Genomic DNA, 15,291 nt, shown 5'->3' with positions numbered 1-15,291 from the left:
GGGGCTCTACCTCGCAGGGTGGCTTGTCGCGCAGTTCCTCGCGCCCCTATGGTTCCCGTCGGATCGAGTGGCCAGGGACGGCGTCGGTGCGCTTGCCGTCGTCGATCACCGGCACACCGTTCACGAAGACGTACGGAATCCCGCGCGGCAAGCGTCTCGGCTCGGTGAACGTCGCCTCGTCCGTCACGGACGCGGGGTCGAAGAGGACCACGTCCGCGTGCCAGCCGACACGGATCTGACCGCGGTCGCGCAGACGCAGGCGGCGGGCCGGCGTCGCGGAGAGGTGCCGGACGCACTCCGCCAGGCCGAGGACGCCCTGCTCGCGTAGGTACCTGCCGAGGTAGCGCGGGAACGTGCCGTACGCGCGTGGGTGCGGGCGGTCGCCCGTCAGCAGGCCGTCGCTGCCGCCGCAGTGCGCGTCGTGGCGCATGATCGCGCGGACGTTCTCCTCGTGGCCGACGTGCTGCAGGATCGTCGTGCCGAGCCCGTCCCGCGTCAGCAGCCCCGTGAACGCGGCGAAGGGATCGACGCCGTCCCCTGCCGCGACCTGGCGGACCGTCAGCCCCACGGTCCACCGTAGGGTCGGCTCGCGTACGCCGCTGATCTGCACGGTGTCCCAGTCGGCGACCACGCCGTGGCAGCCGTCGGAGCCGTGCACCTCCAAGTCCTCGCGGATGCGAGCCAGCGCGGCCGGGTCGGACAGCCGGCGCAGCGTCTCCTCCGGGCCGCCGGCCGCCGCCCAGCCGGGCAGCAGCGCGGCGAGCGTCGTGGAGCCGGGGAGGTAGGGGTAGCTGTCCAGGGTGAGGTCGACGCCGGCGGCTGCCGCCGCGTCCAGCAGTGCCAGCAACTCGCCTGCACGGCCCCGGTTGACCTCGAAGTTCATCGTCGCGTGCGCCAGGTGCAGCGCGCAGCCCGAGGCCCGAGCCACCGCGATCATCTCCGCGTAGGCCTCCAGCGCACCCGCGCCGTAGGAGCGGTGGTGCGGGCAGTAGTAGGCGTCGTGTGCGGCCAGTACCTCGCAGAGCGCGATGAGTTCGGCGGTGTCGGCGTACATCCCCGGTGTGTACGTCAGCCCGGAGGACATGCCGACCGCGCCCTCGGCCAGGCCCTGCGCGAGCAGCCGCCGCATCCGCTCCAGCTCGTCCGGTGTCGCGGCGCGGTCCTCCCAGCCCAGGACGAGGGCGCGCAGCGTGCCCTGCGGGACCAGGTAGGCGGCGTTCACGGCGATGCCCTGGTCCAGCCGGTCGAGGTACTCGCCGACGCTGCGCCAGTTCCAGTCGAAGTCCCCGCCGCCAGGTCCACCCGGGTCGCCGTTCCAGCCGGCGATCTGGCGGCGCAGACCGGCGAGCGTCGCGTCGTCGACCGGCGCGTAGGAGAGACCGTCCTGGCCGAGCACCTCCAGCGTGACACCCTGCGCGACCTTGGCTTCGTGTGACGGGTCGGTCAACAGGGCCAGGTCGGAGTGCGCGTGCATGTCGATGAAGCCCGGCGCGAGCGCCAGCCCGTCGGCGTCGACGACGCGTCCGCCGCCGGGCCGCGGCCCGCCGGACGTCTCCTCGTGCAGTGCCGTGACCCTCCCGCCGTCGAGGACCACGTCCGCGCGGTACGGTTCGCCACCGCTGCCGTCGACGACGAGCGCGCCGCGCAGGACCGTGCGCATCAGAAGAAGGTGCGGATGTAGTCGACGACCGTGCCGTCGTCGCTGACCTCGGGGATCAACTGCCACTTCTCGAAGGCCGTGCACGGGTGCGAAAGACCGAGGCAGACCCAGTCGCCGACCTCCACCCGCGCGTCGGGACCGACCGTCACGAACGCGTGCTGGTCCGACAGCTTGCTGACGCTGAGGTTCCCCGCGTCGCGGACGACGCCGGTCCTGGCCTCGCGGATCTGCAGCGGCAGCGGCAGGCCCAGGTCGTAGGGGACGTCCCGCTTGCCCGCGTTCACGAGGGCCAGGCCAGGCTCGGGGCGGGAGACGACCTGCGTCCACAGCTCCAGGGCGGGGACGAAGTGTTCGGCCTCGTCGGTCAGCGGCGTGATCCGGGCGTAGTGCAGGTGGTCGTGGGTGACGTAGGCGCCGGATCGGAGCTGCCGCAGGACCGGGCGGGAGAGCTCCAGCGCCTCCTCGGTCAGCGCGGCCGCCACCAGGTCGAAGTGCTCGCTGCCGCCCGCGCTCACGATGATCTCGTCCGCACGGTCGAAGTAGCCCAGGGTGTCGAAGAGGTGGGCGGTTTTCACCAGCTCGGAGAGCCAGCCCTTCACGGCCGTCCGCGCCGCGTCGACGTCCGGCAGTGTGCCCTCGTAGCCGGCGACGCCGACCAGACGCAGCTGGGTCGAGGCCAGGACGGCCTGGGCGACCTCGTCGGCCTCGGCCCAGGAACGCACGCCGGTGCGGGAACCGACCGCGCCCAGTTCCACCACGACGTCGACCCGGTGGGTCAGCGCCGCGTCCATCAGCTCGACGCCGCGCACCGAGTCGACGTAGCAGACGAAGCGGAAGTCGGGGTCCGCCGCCAGCTCGGTGCCGAGCCAGCGCAGCGCGGGCGCGTCGACCAGCTCGTTGGCGAGGAAGATCCGCTGGACCCCGAAGTGCCGGTACATCCGGACATGGCTCGGCGTGGCCGCGGTAATACCCCAGGCGCCCAGCTCCAGCTGGCGCTGGAACAGCTGCGGCGCCAGCGGCGTCTTGCCGTGCGGGGCGTGGGCGAGGCCGTGGCGTCGGGCCCAGGCAGCCATCAGTTCGAGGTTGTGCGCGAGCGCCCGCGAGCCCAGGGTGAGCAGGGGAGTGGAGAAGCCGTCCTCGAAGAGGTTCAGCTTCGCGGCGCGCATCGCGCTGACGGTCGCGTCGGTCGCGGGCGGCATGCCCTTGAAACGCCAGTCGACGGCGGTCTTGTCCAGCGCGTCGAGCGCGGCCCGGTCCATGGACGGACTCCTCTGCTCACGTGAGCTCTTCTGCAATTGCACGGCTTGCAACGCTGATTGCATATCCTGCCCGACGGCAGCACGTCGGAGAACCCCAAGGAGCGAGCAACCGTGAGCAAGAACGTGATCCGCACCGATCAGGCACCCACTCCTGTGGCCAGCTTCTCGCAGGGCGTCGCCAAGGGCGGGCTGCTGCAGGTCGCCGGGCAGGTCGGCTTCGACCCGGCCACCGGAACCCCTGTCGGCCCCGGCCTCACGGAGCAGATCGAGCAGACGCTGCGCAACGTCGAGGCCGTGCTGACGGCGGGCGGCGCCGGCTGGGGGGACGTGCTGATGATGCGGGTCTACCTGACCGACACCGCGCACTTCCCCGAGCTGAACGCGGCCTACGACGCCTGGTTCGCGAAGGCGCTGCCGGAGGGCGGCTTCCCGGCCCGCACCACTGTGTACGTCGGTCTGCCGGCCGGCCTGCTCGTCGAGATCGACGCCCTGGCCGTCACCGCAGGCTGACATGCCGTCGCCCGCCGCCTCCCTCGAAGGGAAGCGGCGGGCGAGGCGCTTTCGAGGTGCCGACTACGGCATGGCGTTCGTGAACGCGCCCTCGTTGTTGGCGAACTCGTTGCCGTTGCTCGCGTCCCAAGCGGTCGACCAGGTCATCACACCGCCGATGGTGGGCCAGGTGGTGCTGGGCTTGAAGGTGCCGCAGCCCGTTCCCTTGGCGAGGCAGTTCAGCGCGTTCTCCACGACGGAGGGGGAGACGTAGCCGCTGCCCGCCGCCCGGCTGGACGCCGGGACGCCGATGCCGACCTGGTTCGGGCTGAGGCCCGCCTGGATGGCGGTGCAGGCGAGGCTGGTGATGAAGTCGACGTTGCCCTCGGAGTAGACGCCGCCGTCACACCCGTTCATCGAACCCGAGTTGTAGTACTGGGTGTTCATGATGGTGAGGATGTCCTTCACCTGCAGCGCGGTGGCCAGGTAGTCGGACGAGGCGCTGAGCACGTCGATCGTCTGCGGGGCCATCGTCAGGATGAAGCCCGAGCCGGCCTTCGCCGCCAATTGGTGCAGCGCGGAGGCCATGTAGGTGGGGTTGAGGCCGTTCTCCAGGTCGATGTCCACGCCGTTGAAGCCGTACTGCTGCATGATCGCGTACGCGCTGTTGGCGAAGGCGGTGGCCTGTGCCGCGTTGGTGATCGAGATCGTGCCGTTCTGGCCGCCGACCGAGAGGATCACCTTCTTGCCCTGCGCCTGCTTGGCGGCGATGTCCGCCTTGAACTGGGCGTCGGTGTAACCACCGAGCTTGCCCTGCAGCGTGCTGTCGAGCGAGAAGGTGATACCGCCGTCACCGGCCGCGTCCGCGTTGGCGAAGGCCACCGCGATGAGGTTGTATTGGCCGTTGACGTCGCTGATCTTCTGGTCGGTCGCGCCGTTGTCGAAGTCCTGCCAGTAGCCGGTGACCCAGTGCTTCGGCTTGCCGCCCGTGCCGCCGGTCGAGGTCGCCGTGGGGGAGGGCGAGGAGCTCGACGAGGCGGACGGGCTCGACGAGGCGCTCGCGCTGGGGGACGCGGAGGCCGAGGCGCTCGCGCTCGGCGAGGACGAGCTGCTCTGCGTCGGGCTCGGGCTGGAGCCGGCCGCGCCGCTCAGCACCACGTCGTCCGCGTAGTAGGTGGACTGCCCGTACCAGCCGTGCAGGTAGATGGTCACGCTGGTGGTGGACGCGCCCGTCTTGAAGCTGGTGGTCAGCTGGTTCCAGGCGTTGGTGCTGGACCAGGTGCTGACGTCGGTCGTGCCGTCGCCCTGGGTGCCGAGGTAGACGTAGGGGCCGTTGACCCAGGCGCTCAGCGTGTAGGACGAGTTCGGCTGGACGCTGATCGTCTGCGTGCACTGCGCGTCGTCGGAGCTGGTGGGGGTGGCAGCGAGCGCGTGGGAGCCGGAGTGGACCGTCGTCGTGCTGACGGTCGCGGTACCGGCGGCGCAGTTCCAGTTGGCCAGCGAGCCGGTCTCGAAACCGGGATTGACCACGAGGTTGGTGGTGTCGGCACTGGCGCCGCCACCGAGGGCGACCAGGCCGGTGAGGCCCAGGCCCAGCGCGGCCACGGAGGCCAGCGCGGCGTTCATGAGACGGGGGGATGGCATAAAGGTCTGTCCTCAACTGTGGGGGAAGCGGGGAAAGACGAGAAGTGAAGCCCGCCACACAAGTTGGACTAGACCAGTAGGCATGTCAAGAGGCCGGTTCCAGCCTTAAGGTCGAGTTAAGGTGTTGCCGCACAGGGAAGTTGGCTGATCAGAGCGGTACGTACGCTCCCCAATGGCGCCGAACTGGTCCAGACCGCAAACGGAAGCTTCGCTTCAGTCGCGATCCGGACCAGCTGCCGCTCGTGTCGCTCAGTCCTCGCTGGACTTGGCCCAGAGATTGAGATCGGCGTCGGTCGCGTACCGCTCGATTTCAGCCAGCTCCTCGTCCGTCAGCGGGGCGCCCTGCACCGCGGCGACGTTGGTCTCCAGCTGCGCCACGGACGAGGCGCCGATCAGCGCAGAGGTCATCCGCGGGTCGCGCAGCAGCCAGCTCAGCGCCAGCTGCGCCATCGACTGGCCCCGGCCGGCCGCGATCTCGTTCAGCCCGCGCAGCTTGGCCAGCGTCTGCTCGTCGATCGTCGCCGGGTCGAGCGACTTGCCCTGCGCGGCGCGCGAGTCCGCGGGGATGCCGTGCAGGTAGCGGTCGGTGAGGATGCCCTGCGCCAGCGGCGCGAAGCCGATGCAGCCGGCGCCCTCCTCCTCCAGCACGTCGAGCAGGCCGTCGTCCTCGATCCAGCGGTTCAGCATCGAGTAGGAGGGCTGGTGGATCAGCAGCGGCACGCCCAGTTCGCGCAGGATCGCCGCGGCCTCGCGGGTCTTCTCCGCGCTGTAGGAGGAGACGCCGACGTAGAGCGCCTTGCCCTGCTGGACGGCGGACGCGAGCGCGCCCATCGTCTCCTCCAGCGGGGTCTCCGGGTCGAAGCGGTGCGAGTAGAAGATGTCGACATAGTCCAGACCCATCCGCGTGAGCGACTGGTCCAGGCTCGCGGTCAGGTACTTCCGTGAACCCCACTCGCCGTACGGGCCGGGCCACATGTCATAGCCGGCCTTGGTCGAGATGACCAGCTCGTCACGGAAGGGCCGGAAGTCGGCGGCCAGGTGCCGTCCGAAGTTCGCCTCCGCCGAGCCGTAGGGCGGGCCGTAGTTGTTGGCCAGGTCGAAGTGGGTGACGCCCAGGTCGAACGCGCGGCGCAGGATCGTGCGCTGGGAGTCGAGGGTCCGGTCGTCGCCGAAGTTGTGCCACAGGCCGAGCGAGATCTCGGGCAGCTTGAGTCCGCTGCGGCCGGTCCGGCGGTACTTCATCGAGCCGTCGTACCGGGTCTCGGCAGGCCGATAGGGAGCGGGGATCATGGGGGCCTCTCCATCAGGAATTTGTCTCCTGGCTGAACATTAACCGGCGGGGAGTATGGTGACCCCGCACGGGCGAGCACATGGAGGGGCCGACGTCATGGATCTCGGGAAGTTGGTCCGGCGCACGCCGCTGCTCCGGAACGCCGTCTACGGTCTCTACGGCTACCGCGTCGAGGCCCACCTCGACCGTGCCCGCGTCCCGCGCCACGTCGGCGTCATGCTGGACGGCAACCGTCGCTGGGCCCGCGCCGCGGGCATGTCCACGAAGGACGGCCATCAGAGCGGCGCGGACAAGATCCCCGAGTTCCTCAGCTGGTGCGAGGAGACCGGCGTCGAGGTGGTCACCCTCTGGCTCCTCTCCACGGACAACCTGACCCGACCGGCGGACGAGCTGGTCCCGCTGCTCGGCATCATCGAGGAGGCCGTCCGCGGCATGGCGGCCGAGGGCCGCTGGCGGGTGCATCCGGTCGGCGCGCTGGACCTCCTCCCCGAGTCGACGGCGGCGGTCCTCAAGGCGGCCGACCAGGAGACTTCGGACCGTGACGGACTTCTCGTCAACGTCGCTGTCGGTTACGGCGGTCGGCACGAGATCGCGGAGGCGGTCCGGAAGCTGCTCCAGGAGCAGGCAGCGGCGGGGACGCCGCTGGAGCAGGTCGCCGAGATGATCGACGTGGAGCAGATCGCCCGTCACCTCTACACGTCCGGCCAGCCGGACCCGGACCTGGTCATCCGCACGTCCGGAGAGCAGCGGCTCTCCGGCTTCCTGCTGTGGCAGTCGGCGCACTCGGAGTTCTACTTCTGCGAGGCGTACTGGCCGGCCTTCCGCAAGGTCGACTTCCTCCGCGCCCTCCGCGACTACGCCGCGCGGAACCGTAGGTACGGCGGCTGACGCCCACTCTGGGCAAGCGGGGCCGTTGCACCATCCAGGGGCGCGGGGAACTGCGCGAGAAACCACCCTGTGCGGATGGCCCTGCTCGTTCGGATCAGTCCCTGGGTGGGAGGGGGCACCCCCGGCCGAAGGCTGGGGGATTGTCGCTCAGTTCCCCGCGCCCCTGATGGTGCAACGGGTCGTCTGAGCGCACAGTTCTCCTCGCGCCCCTGACGGGTCGCCCCGTGAACATCCGTCGGCAAGATTCTGACTTCTGCATGGCTTTGGCGATCGAGGGGAATACCGGAGTCAGACCGTGACCTCGGCCATCGGGGCTGGGGGGCACGGCGACCGCGGGTGGCAGCGGGCCACTCGCCCGGGAGGCCCTGTGGTCAGTTCCAAGAGCCGCCGGAGCATGCACGACCGGCGCACGTACGTCCTCGACACCAGTGTCCTGCTGGCTGACCCGAGCGCCATGACCAGGTTCGAGGAGCACGAGGTCGTGCTGCCCGTGGTCGTGGTGACCGAGTTGGAAGCCAAGCGGCACCACCCGGAGCTCGGCTACTTCGCCCGGCAGGCCCTGCGGCTGCTGGACGACTACCGAGTCCGCTACGGCCGGCTGGACGCGCCCATTCCCGTGGGCGACCTCGGCGGCACGATCAGGGTCGAGCTGAACCACACCGATCCTTCCGTTCTCCCTGCCGGCTACCGGCTGGGCGACGCCGACACCCGGATCCTCGCGGTGGCGAGGAACCTGCAGGCCGAGGGGTACGACGTCACGGTCGTCTCCAAGGACCTGCCGCTCCGTGTGAAGGCCTCGTCCGTCGGCCTGTTGGCCGAGGAGTACCGGGCCGAGCTGGCCGTCACGTCCGGCTGGACCGGAATGTCCGAGTTGGCCGTCAGTGCCGAGGAGGTTGACGGACTGTTCACAAGCGATGTCGTCGATATCGCGGACGCGCGCGAGCTCCCGGTTCACACCGGCCTGGTGCTGACATCCGAGCGCGGCCGCGCGCTGGGACGCGTCACCGCCGACGGACGTGTCCGGCTGGTGCGCGGGGACCGTGAGGCCTTCGGGCTGCGCGGGCGCAGCGCCGAGCAGCGCGTCGCGCTGGACCTGCTGCTGGACCAGGAGGTCGGCATCGTCTCGCTCGGCGGGCGGGCCGGCACCGGCAAGTCCGCGCTGGCGCTCTGCGCCGGCCTGGAGGCCGTGCTGGAGCGGCGGCAGCACCGCAAGGTGATGGTCTTCCGGCCGCTCTACGCGGTGGGCGGGCAGGAGTTGGGATACCTGCCCGGCTCCGAGTCCGAGAAGATGAGCCCCTGGGCCCAGGCCGTCTTCGACACGCTCTCCGCAGTGACCACCCCTGACGTGATCGAGGAGGTGCTCTCCCGCGGAATGCTGGAGGTGCTGCCGCTCACCCACATCCGCGGCCGCTCGCTCCACGACGCCTACGTGATCGTGGACGAGGCGCAGTCGCTCGAGCGCAACGTGCTGTTGACCGTGTTGTCCCGAATTGGCCAGGGATCGCGGGTTGTTCTGACCCACGATGTCGCCCAGCGGGACAACCTGAGGGTCGGTCGGCACGACGGCGTGGTCGCGGTCGTCGAGAAGCTGAAGGGACATCCGCTCTTCGCGCACGTCACGCTCACCCGTTCGGAGCGCTCGCCGATCGCCGCACTGGTGACCGAGATGTTGGAGGACATTAACCCCTGAGACGTCCCGAATCGACCCTGCGAGCCGGAAGGGCACAGCATCGTAACGATTCGTCAGACGATAGGCGAGTGACTCGCGAGAATTAGCGGCCCACTGAGCCGTGTGAGCTTCGCCACTCAATGGGGAATTGCGCTTGCGCGCCGCCGTGCGGCAGTCTGTGGGGTCTGTCAGGCCCTGCGTGCGGCATGGCGTGCAAGCGCTCCACCCACTGAGCACCACCCAGCTTGCGTTCCACTCAATACAACTGAACAACGTGAGGCCGCACGCCGCCCGATCAGTAGGCGCTCCGGGAGACCGGAGTGTCGCGGGCCCGCGTCTTCCGTGACCAGTGCACCGGGGAGGCCAGCGTCAGGGGCGGGGTTCGTCCGTTCGGTCACCAGGCGGGCGACGCTGGAAGGAAACCATGTGAACCGGATTTCGGTTCGGGGGATGGCCGTGGCCTCCGCCACCGCCGTGACTGCTGTTGGCGCCGTCGTCGGTGTCGCCTCGGGCGACGCGAAGCCGACCCAGGTGTCCGATGTCGCAGGATCCACCCTTCTTGCCGACATCCCGGCGGGCTCCTCGTCGCAGATCGTCGCCGACAACCTGGCGCGCCAGAGCGACGCGCAGCAGTCCGCCGCGCTCGTGACCGCGCAGAAGGCCGCCGCTCAAGTCGCCCGCACCAAGGCTGCCGACGCCGCGCACGCCAAGGCTGCGGCGGAGCAGCGGACCCGGCAGGCGGCCGCGGCCTCGCGTGCCGCTGCTCAGCAGCGGCAGCAGCTGGTGTCCTACAGCCCCGGAACGGTCCAGGCCCTGGCCGCGTCCATCATCGGGGACAACGTCCAGTTCTCGTGCTTCAGCCACATCGTCACCCGTGAGAGCGGGTGGAACTACCGGGCGGTCAACGCCGGCTCCGGTGCCTACGGTCTGGTCCAGGCTCTGCCGGGCGACAAGATGGCCTCGGTCGCTTCGGACTGGCGGACCAACCCCGCGACGCAGATAAAGTGGGGCCTGAACTACATGAACTCCCGCTACGGCAGCCCCTGCGGCGCCTGGTCCTTCTGGCAGGCCCACAGCTGGTACTAGGACTGGAGCCGGTCCGAGCAGAATCTGCTCCAAGCGCGTGGAAGCCCCCGATCCCTGTCCGATCGGGGGCTTCCTACTTCTCCCACGGAGAGGCCGCGTGTGCGGGACGGCCTCGTGGAGGACAGTCCCCGGCGTGGGGGAGCCGTAAACCTGTTTCTTCCGTTTTGCCCAAAAGATGCTGATCTGCTCACCCAGGGTCGACCCGGGTCATCCCTGAGTCACGGCGCGAATCGGTGGGGCTGCCGACGGCGGCCCCGGACCAACCGGTAGCGTTCGAGCCCGAAGCTGGATGAGCGAAGGGGCGGACGGCATGGCAGGCGAGGGCAGCGGCTGGGCGGCGTGGCGCGGGCGGATGGCCCGGCAGCGCGCCGAGGTCGCGCAGGCGGCACCGCCCGACCCGGTGGTCCACGTCCCCGCCGAGCCCCGCCCGGTCGCGCCGCCGCCCCCCGGGCCGGGCGGTGAGCCGATCTACCCGGCCCGTCCCGCCCACGCCTCGGAGGCCGTGCCGTGGACGCTCCGGGTCGCCGCGGAGGGCATGTGGCGGCTGCTGGTCGTCGGCGCGGGGCTCTGGGTGCTGTTCCAGGTGGTCGGCACGCTCAGGATCGTGGCCCTGGCCTTCGTCGCGGCGCTGCTGATCAGCGCGCTGCTGCAGCCGACCGTCTCCTGGCTGCGCCGTCGCGGTGTGCCGCGCGGGCTCGCGACGGCGTTGACCTTCCTCGGCGGCCTGGCCGGCATCGCACTGGTCGCCTGGTTCGTGGTCTGGCAGGTCAGCACCAACCTGAACCAGGTCACCGACCACGTGCAGCAGGGCATCGGGCAGATCCGGCACTGGCTGGAGACCGGGCCGATGCACCTCACCGACAAGCAGATCAACCAGTTCGCGAACCAGCTGACCAAGGTCGTCGGGACCAACAGCGACCAGATCACCTCGTTCGGCTTCTCCACGGTCGGCGTGGTGGTGGAGATCGTGACGGGCGTCTTCCTGGCCGCCTTCTGTACGTTCTTCCTGCTCTACGACGGCGAGCGGATCTGGGGCTGGGTGCTCAAGCTGCTGCCGGTCCGTTCCCGCATCGCCGCGACCGGGGCCGGCCCGCGCGCCTGGGCGACGCTGACCGCGTACGTACGGGGCACGGTGCTGGTCGCCTTCATCGACTCGCTGTCGATCGGCATCGGGATCTACGCGCTGGGCGTGCCGCTGGCGATGCCGATTGCGGTGATCATCTTCCTGGGGGCGTTCGTCCCGCTGGTCGGGGCGCTCGTCACGGGGACGATCGCGGTGCTGATCGGCCTGGTGACCCAAGGGGTCGTCACCGCGGCGCTGGTCCTGGCGGTGCTGCTGGGCGTCCAGCAGATCGAGGGCCACGTCCTGCAGCCGCTGATCCTCGGCCGCGCGGTCCGGATCCACCCGCTGGCGGTGATCCTCGCGGTGGCCTGTGGCTCGATCGTCGGCGGCATCGGCGGCGCGATCGTGGCGGTCCCGCTGGTCGCGGTGACCAACACGGTGGTCGGGTACCTGCGCCAGCGCTACCAGGTCGACGAAAACGTCCGCGCGGCGCTTGCCGCGGCGTCCGTACCTGAATGACTTGCAGGACCTAGGGGCGCGAGGCGCCTCGCGCCCCTGAGGTGTGTACTCGTATGCCTCAGGCGATGCGGCCCTCGGCCTCGAGCGTCACGCCCACGGCCTGGATCACCGCGGCGATCTTGACCGCGGCCTGGACGACCTCGCGGTCGACGCCCGCCCCGCGGAGCACCTGCTCGTGCGAGTCCAGGCACTGACCGCAGCCGTTGATCGCCGAAACCGCCAGCGACCACAGCTCGAAGTCGACCTTCTCCACGCCCGGGTTGCCGATGACGTTCATCCGCAGGCCGGCCCGCATCGTGCTGTACTCCTTGTCGGAGAGCAGATGCAGCGTCCGGTAGTAGACGTTGTTCATCGCCATGATCGCCGCCGCGGCCTTCGCCGCGTCGTACGCCTCCGGCTTCAGGTTCGCCCGCGCCTCCGGCTCCAGCTCCGCCAGCACGCGCTCGCTGCGCGAGGCGATCGCACAGGCCAGAACCGTGCCCCAGAGCTGCTGCTGCGGCAGGTCCACGTTGCCGATGACCGAGCCCAGGTTGAGCTTGAGGTCCTTGGCGTAGTCCGGCAGGGCCGCCTTCAGTTCGTCGAGGGCCATGCGGTCACTCCCCCGAGAGCAGCGCGACCGCGTCCAGGGTCTGCTCGCCCTTGTTCCAGTTGCACGGGCACAGCTCGTCGGTCTGCAGCGCGTCGAGGACCCGCAGGACCTCCTTGGGGTTGCGGCCCACGGAGCCCGCGGTGACCATCACGAACTGGATCTCGTTGTTGGGGTCCACGATGAAGACCGCGCGCTGGGCGGTGCCGTCCGCAGCCTCGACGCCGCAGTCGCGCATCAGCTCGTGCTTGATGTCGGCCAGCATCGGGAAGGGCAGGTCGCGCAGGTCCTTGTGGTCCTTGCGCCAGGCGTGGTGCACGAACTCGGAGTCGCCGGAGACGCCGAGGATCTGGGCGTCGCGGTCGGCGAACTCGTTGTTGAGCTTGCCGAAGGCCGCGATCTCGGTGGGGCACACGAAGGTGAAGTCCATCGGCCAGAAGAAGACCACCGACCAGCCCTTGGAGTCCTCGGACGAGAACTCCTTGATTTCCAGCTTGTCGTCGGAGGGGCCGACGACGCCGTTGAGCTTCCAAGCCGGGAACTGGTCACCGATCGTAAGCACGTGCTGTCTCCTGTGAGGGTTGGGGAGTGTGCCCCTCAATCTCACACAGTGGACACTGATCGGGGAAATTGGTGTTGCCGCTGGTACTGATAGGCCATTCCGATCAGTGCTGATCAGTTGAGCGGGAACGCCAGCCGTAGCAGGTGGCCGTTGAGCGGCCATTGGGCCTGTTCGAGCCAGAGCGCGCCGTCGGAGGTGACGATCGGAGCGCCGGATCGGGTGGGTTGGAGCCACTGGCCCCGGTCGGACGCGGGCATGTCGAAGCCGCGGGCGGCGGCGGCCCCGAGCGGGGTGATCTCGTAGTAGTAGCTGTGCCCGATCGGCACCGCGCCGCTGGTCGAGCCGTTCACCAGGGTCCAGAAGTTGCCGGACTTGTCGAGTACGGGGGCGCCCCACTCGCCGGTGTCGGGGCTGGGCAGGGTGCCCAGCTGCTTGAATCCGCCGCCGGGCCCGATCGCGAGGTAGCACGACTTCCCATTGCTGCCGACGCCGCAGATCGCGTCCTCGACGAAGTGCCCGGTGCCGTTGCCTGCGAGGTAACGGCCGGACACGCCGACGGGATTGGTGAAGAGCGTGGCCTGGCCGTCCGTGCCGATCTCGACGACGTCGGAGTGGAAGTTCCCGCTCCCCAGCGCCCACATGGACCCGTTCGCCCCCGGTACCAGATCGGTGAGGTCGGGGGCGCCGGAGGGGGCGTGGTAGGTGGTGATCGTTCCCCCGGAGGAGATGCGGGAGACCACGGTGTCGCTCGCGTAGCCGGCGCAGCTGGCCCAGACGTAGCCGTCCGTCGCGGCGGAGAGGTCGTTGGGCGGGGTCAGGCAGGCGGCAGGGTTGGCGAAGGAGGCGAAGAGCCCGCTCGACGGAGTGAAGCGGATCAGCACCGGGCCGGTGAGGGAGCCGCCGGTGCTGTCTCCCTCCAGCCACAGGTCACCGGCGCCGTCGAAGGCGAGTGGGCCGGTGAAGCTCAGTGGGCCCGTAGTTCCCGGTGCTGCCTGCCGGTAGGTCTGGATCGCCTGTGTCTTCGGGTCGACCGCCTCGATTTCCGTGTGCAGTCCCGAGGTGTCCCAGCCGACCAGCGAGAGGCGCCCGTCCAGGCCGAGGACCGGGCCGTCCGCCGCGTTCCCCCGCGTCGGCACGTCGGTGACCGCGAACGGCGGGAAGGGTCCGGCTGCGTGGGCGAGCGGGAAGCGCTTGCTGATGATCTTGCTGTTCGAGGCGTTGATGCCCAGGGCCGGGATCTTGAGCGTCCCGCCCGCGTCGAGCGTGCCGTCCAGCGTCCACCACGGGTTGGCTTTGACGTCCGCGGAGAGGTCCAGTCCGGGGTCGAGATTCACGGTCGGGCCGGTCAGCCCGTACAGGGCCAGTGTCAACCGGGCGCTGACCGAAACGGCCACGTGCGCGGTGCCTGTGACCATGGGCGGTTGGAAGGTGGCGCTCTCCACCGCCGATGCGATGGGCGAGACGGCGCCGTTCGCGTAGGACAGCCCGGCCGTCGCGGTGAACGACTGGCCCACCGACGTGTTCACACCGGCCTTGCCGCTGAACGCGCCCTGCACGAAGAAGCTGAGGCGCGGCACGACGACCACCGGGATCGGGCCGATCTGCACGTCGAACACGCCCAGCGTGCGCGGGGTCCCCAGCTCGACGGGCGCCAGCGTGCACTGGGCGTTGGCGTCCACGGCGGCGGTGAGGGAGGACGACTCCCGCGCCGTGGCCGTGGCCGAGGCCGTCACGCCGCCCAGCAGGGACCAATGGGTCTGCATGGCCGTCGACAGTGATGCGGTCAGCGTGCCGGTCAGGTGGGCGTTCGCCGTGTTGCCGCACTTGAGGGTCTTGATCCAGGAGGGCAGTCCGACCGCGGGCGTAGGCGAGGCGGCCGGCGAGGTGGCCGGTCCCGCGCCGCTGGTCCCGGGGTCGGCGCCGGGGCTCTGCGAGGCGAAGGCCGCCGCGAAGTTCAACTGCCCCTGGGGAAAAGCCTGACGCAGGGTCGCCGGTACGGCGGTGACGGTCTCGCCGCCGGGCACGATGCGCACCGCGGTGACCTTGGCGAGCAGGCCGTCGGGCGTGTGCGGTCCGATGCCCGCAGCGAGGATCTGACCGGGCGCGTAGCGGGCCGTCCCCCGCACCGCGACGGTCAGTCGGCCGGACGCTCCGGCGACGACCGCCGCGACCGCGGACGCCGCGACCGGGCGGGTCGTCGCAGGGACGCGGGTGAAGTAGTCGACCGTGCGGAGGGTGCTGCTGCCTGCTGCGAGGGTGAGCGTGCCCGGGCCGGGGTTGGGGACGTACGCGGTGCCGTGCGTGTCCTGGACGCTGAGGGCGCTGATCGCGTACGTGCCGGGCAGCAGGTTCGACAGCACCGTCGCCCCGGTCACGGTGCGGTGGTAGCCCGAGGGTCCGGTGAGGTGCACCGACGCCGCGAGTCCGGCGGGCAGATCGGTGATGCGAATGCGCAGCACGGCACGCTTCGCCGCGATTCCTGTGCCGGCGCCCGAGGGGGCCGACTCGGCGCGCGTCGTCGCCGCAGCGGCCGGGACCGCCCCCACGAGTGCCAGGGCCATGACCATCGCAGCCC

The 15,291-nt window shown here is 70.2% G+C and carries 12 protein-coding genes; 5 read left to right on the top strand and 7 right to left on the bottom strand.

All coding sequences use genetic code 11. The annotated features are described in order from the left end of the window. Positions 1-46 precede the first annotated feature (46 nt). Together ABIA32_RS24910 and ABIA32_RS24905 are read right to left on the bottom strand one after the other, a co-directional pair. Entirely contained in the window at positions 47-1,660 is a 1,614-nt protein-coding gene (locus tag ABIA32_RS24910) for an amidohydrolase family protein (protein WP_370099586.1), read from the bottom strand. Then, positions 1,660-2,919 carry an amino acid deaminase gene (locus ABIA32_RS24905; RefSeq protein ID WP_370099584.1) on the bottom strand — a complete coding sequence of 420 codons (1,260 nt, stop codon included), beginning with the start codon at positions 2,917-2,919 and terminating at the stop codon, positions 1,660-1,662. The genes ABIA32_RS24910 and ABIA32_RS24905 overlap by 1 nt, the downstream gene beginning before the upstream one ends. A gap of 111 nt (positions 2,920-3,030) precedes the next feature. Between ABIA32_RS24905 and ABIA32_RS24900 the strand changes: the two genes are divergently transcribed. Continuing rightward, positions 3,031-3,429, top strand: coding sequence for a RidA family protein (locus ABIA32_RS24900; RefSeq protein WP_370099581.1), 399 nt, complete (start codon positions 3,031-3,033; stop codon positions 3,427-3,429). Positions 3,430-3,492: 63 nt separating this feature from the next. On the opposite strand, the gene ABIA32_RS24895 is transcribed toward ABIA32_RS24900, so the two are convergent. Then, complete coding sequence (locus ABIA32_RS24895) at positions 3,493-5,052, bottom strand: chitinase (protein ID WP_370099578.1); 1,560 nt, start codon at positions 5,050-5,052, stop codon at positions 3,493-3,495. A 249-nt stretch (positions 5,053-5,301) separates the two neighbouring features. After that, positions 5,302-6,342: an L-glyceraldehyde 3-phosphate reductase gene (mgrA, locus tag ABIA32_RS24890; RefSeq protein WP_370099576.1), complete on the bottom strand. Its 1,041-nt coding sequence runs from the start codon at positions 6,340-6,342 to the stop codon at positions 5,302-5,304. A 97-nt stretch (positions 6,343-6,439) separates the two neighbouring features. Between mgrA and ABIA32_RS24885 the strand changes: the two genes are divergently transcribed. The 4 genes from ABIA32_RS24885 (at position 6,440) to ABIA32_RS24870 (ending at position 11,568) form a co-directional block, all read left to right on the top strand. After that, a complete protein-coding gene (locus ABIA32_RS24885) occupies positions 6,440-7,231 on the top strand; it encodes an isoprenyl transferase (protein ID WP_370099573.1) in 792 nt (263 codons plus the stop codon). Between the two features lie 394 nt (positions 7,232-7,625). Further along, entirely contained in the window at positions 7,626-8,921 is a 1,296-nt protein-coding gene (locus ABIA32_RS24880) for a PhoH family protein (protein ID WP_370099570.1), read from the top strand. A 405-nt stretch (positions 8,922-9,326) separates the two neighbouring features. Continuing rightward, positions 9,327-9,986 (top strand): transglycosylase SLT domain-containing protein, encoded by a 660-nt coding sequence (locus tag ABIA32_RS24875; RefSeq protein WP_370099568.1) that lies wholly within the window; start codon positions 9,327-9,329, stop codon positions 9,984-9,986. 310 nt (positions 9,987-10,296) lie between these two features. Beyond that, complete coding sequence (locus ABIA32_RS24870; protein ID WP_370099565.1) at positions 10,297-11,568, top strand: AI-2E family transporter; 1,272 nt, start codon at positions 10,297-10,299, stop codon at positions 11,566-11,568. A 58-nt stretch (positions 11,569-11,626) separates the two neighbouring features. Here the strand turns inward: ABIA32_RS24870 and ABIA32_RS24865 are convergent, their stop codons facing one another. The 3 genes from ABIA32_RS24865 to ABIA32_RS24855 all read right to left on the bottom strand — a co-directional run bounded on the left by ABIA32_RS24865 (position 11,627) and on the right by ABIA32_RS24855 (position 15,277). Next, the gene (locus tag ABIA32_RS24865) at positions 11,627-12,157 is read right to left on the bottom strand and encodes an alkyl hydroperoxide reductase (RefSeq protein ID WP_370099562.1); all 531 of its coding nucleotides are present in this window, start codon (positions 12,155-12,157) and stop codon (positions 11,627-11,629) included. 4 nt (positions 12,158-12,161) lie between these two features. After that, positions 12,162-12,716 (bottom strand): peroxiredoxin, encoded by a 555-nt coding sequence (locus ABIA32_RS24860; protein WP_370099560.1) that lies wholly within the window; start codon positions 12,714-12,716, stop codon positions 12,162-12,164. Positions 12,717-12,829: 113 nt separating this feature from the next. Continuing rightward, on the bottom strand, positions 12,830-15,277 hold the full coding sequence (locus ABIA32_RS24855) for a hypothetical protein (protein WP_370099557.1): 2,448 nt from the start codon (positions 15,275-15,277) through the stop codon (positions 12,830-12,832). Positions 15,278-15,291 lie beyond the last annotated feature (14 nt).

Source organism: Streptacidiphilus sp. MAP12-20, assembly GCF_041262525.1.
Lineage (GTDB): Bacteria > Actinomycetota > Actinomycetes > Streptomycetales > Streptomycetaceae > Streptacidiphilus.
This window is presented reverse-complemented; position numbering and strand designations above follow the sequence as displayed.

Excerpts from the sequence above, each read along its gene's own strand:
- ABIA32_RS24910 (WP_370099586.1), bottom strand. The coding sequence starts at position 1,660 with ATGCGCACGGTCCTGCGCGGCGCGCTCGTCGTCGACGGCAGCGGTGGC.
- ABIA32_RS24905 (WP_370099584.1), bottom strand. The coding sequence starts at position 2,919 with ATGGACCGGGCCGCGCTCGACGCGCTGGACAAGACCGCCGTCGACTGG.
- ABIA32_RS24895 (WP_370099578.1), bottom strand. The coding sequence starts at position 5,052 with ATGCCATCCCCCCGTCTCATGAACGCCGCGCTGGCCTCCGTGGCCGCG.
- mgrA (WP_370099576.1), bottom strand. The coding sequence starts at position 6,342 with ATGATCCCCGCTCCCTATCGGCCTGCCGAGACCCGGTACGACGGCTCG.
- ABIA32_RS24885 (WP_370099573.1), top strand. The coding sequence starts at position 6,440 with ATGGATCTCGGGAAGTTGGTCCGGCGCACGCCGCTGCTCCGGAACGCC.
- ABIA32_RS24880 (WP_370099570.1), top strand. The coding sequence starts at position 7,626 with ATGCACGACCGGCGCACGTACGTCCTCGACACCAGTGTCCTGCTGGCT.
- ABIA32_RS24870 (WP_370099565.1), top strand. The coding sequence starts at position 10,297 with ATGGCAGGCGAGGGCAGCGGCTGGGCGGCGTGGCGCGGGCGGATGGCC.
- ABIA32_RS24865 (WP_370099562.1), bottom strand. The coding sequence starts at position 12,157 with ATGGCCCTCGACGAACTGAAGGCGGCCCTGCCGGACTACGCCAAGGAC.
- ABIA32_RS24855 (WP_370099557.1), bottom strand. The coding sequence starts at position 15,277 with ATGGCCCTGGCACTCGTGGGGGCGGTCCCGGCCGCTGCGGCGACGACG.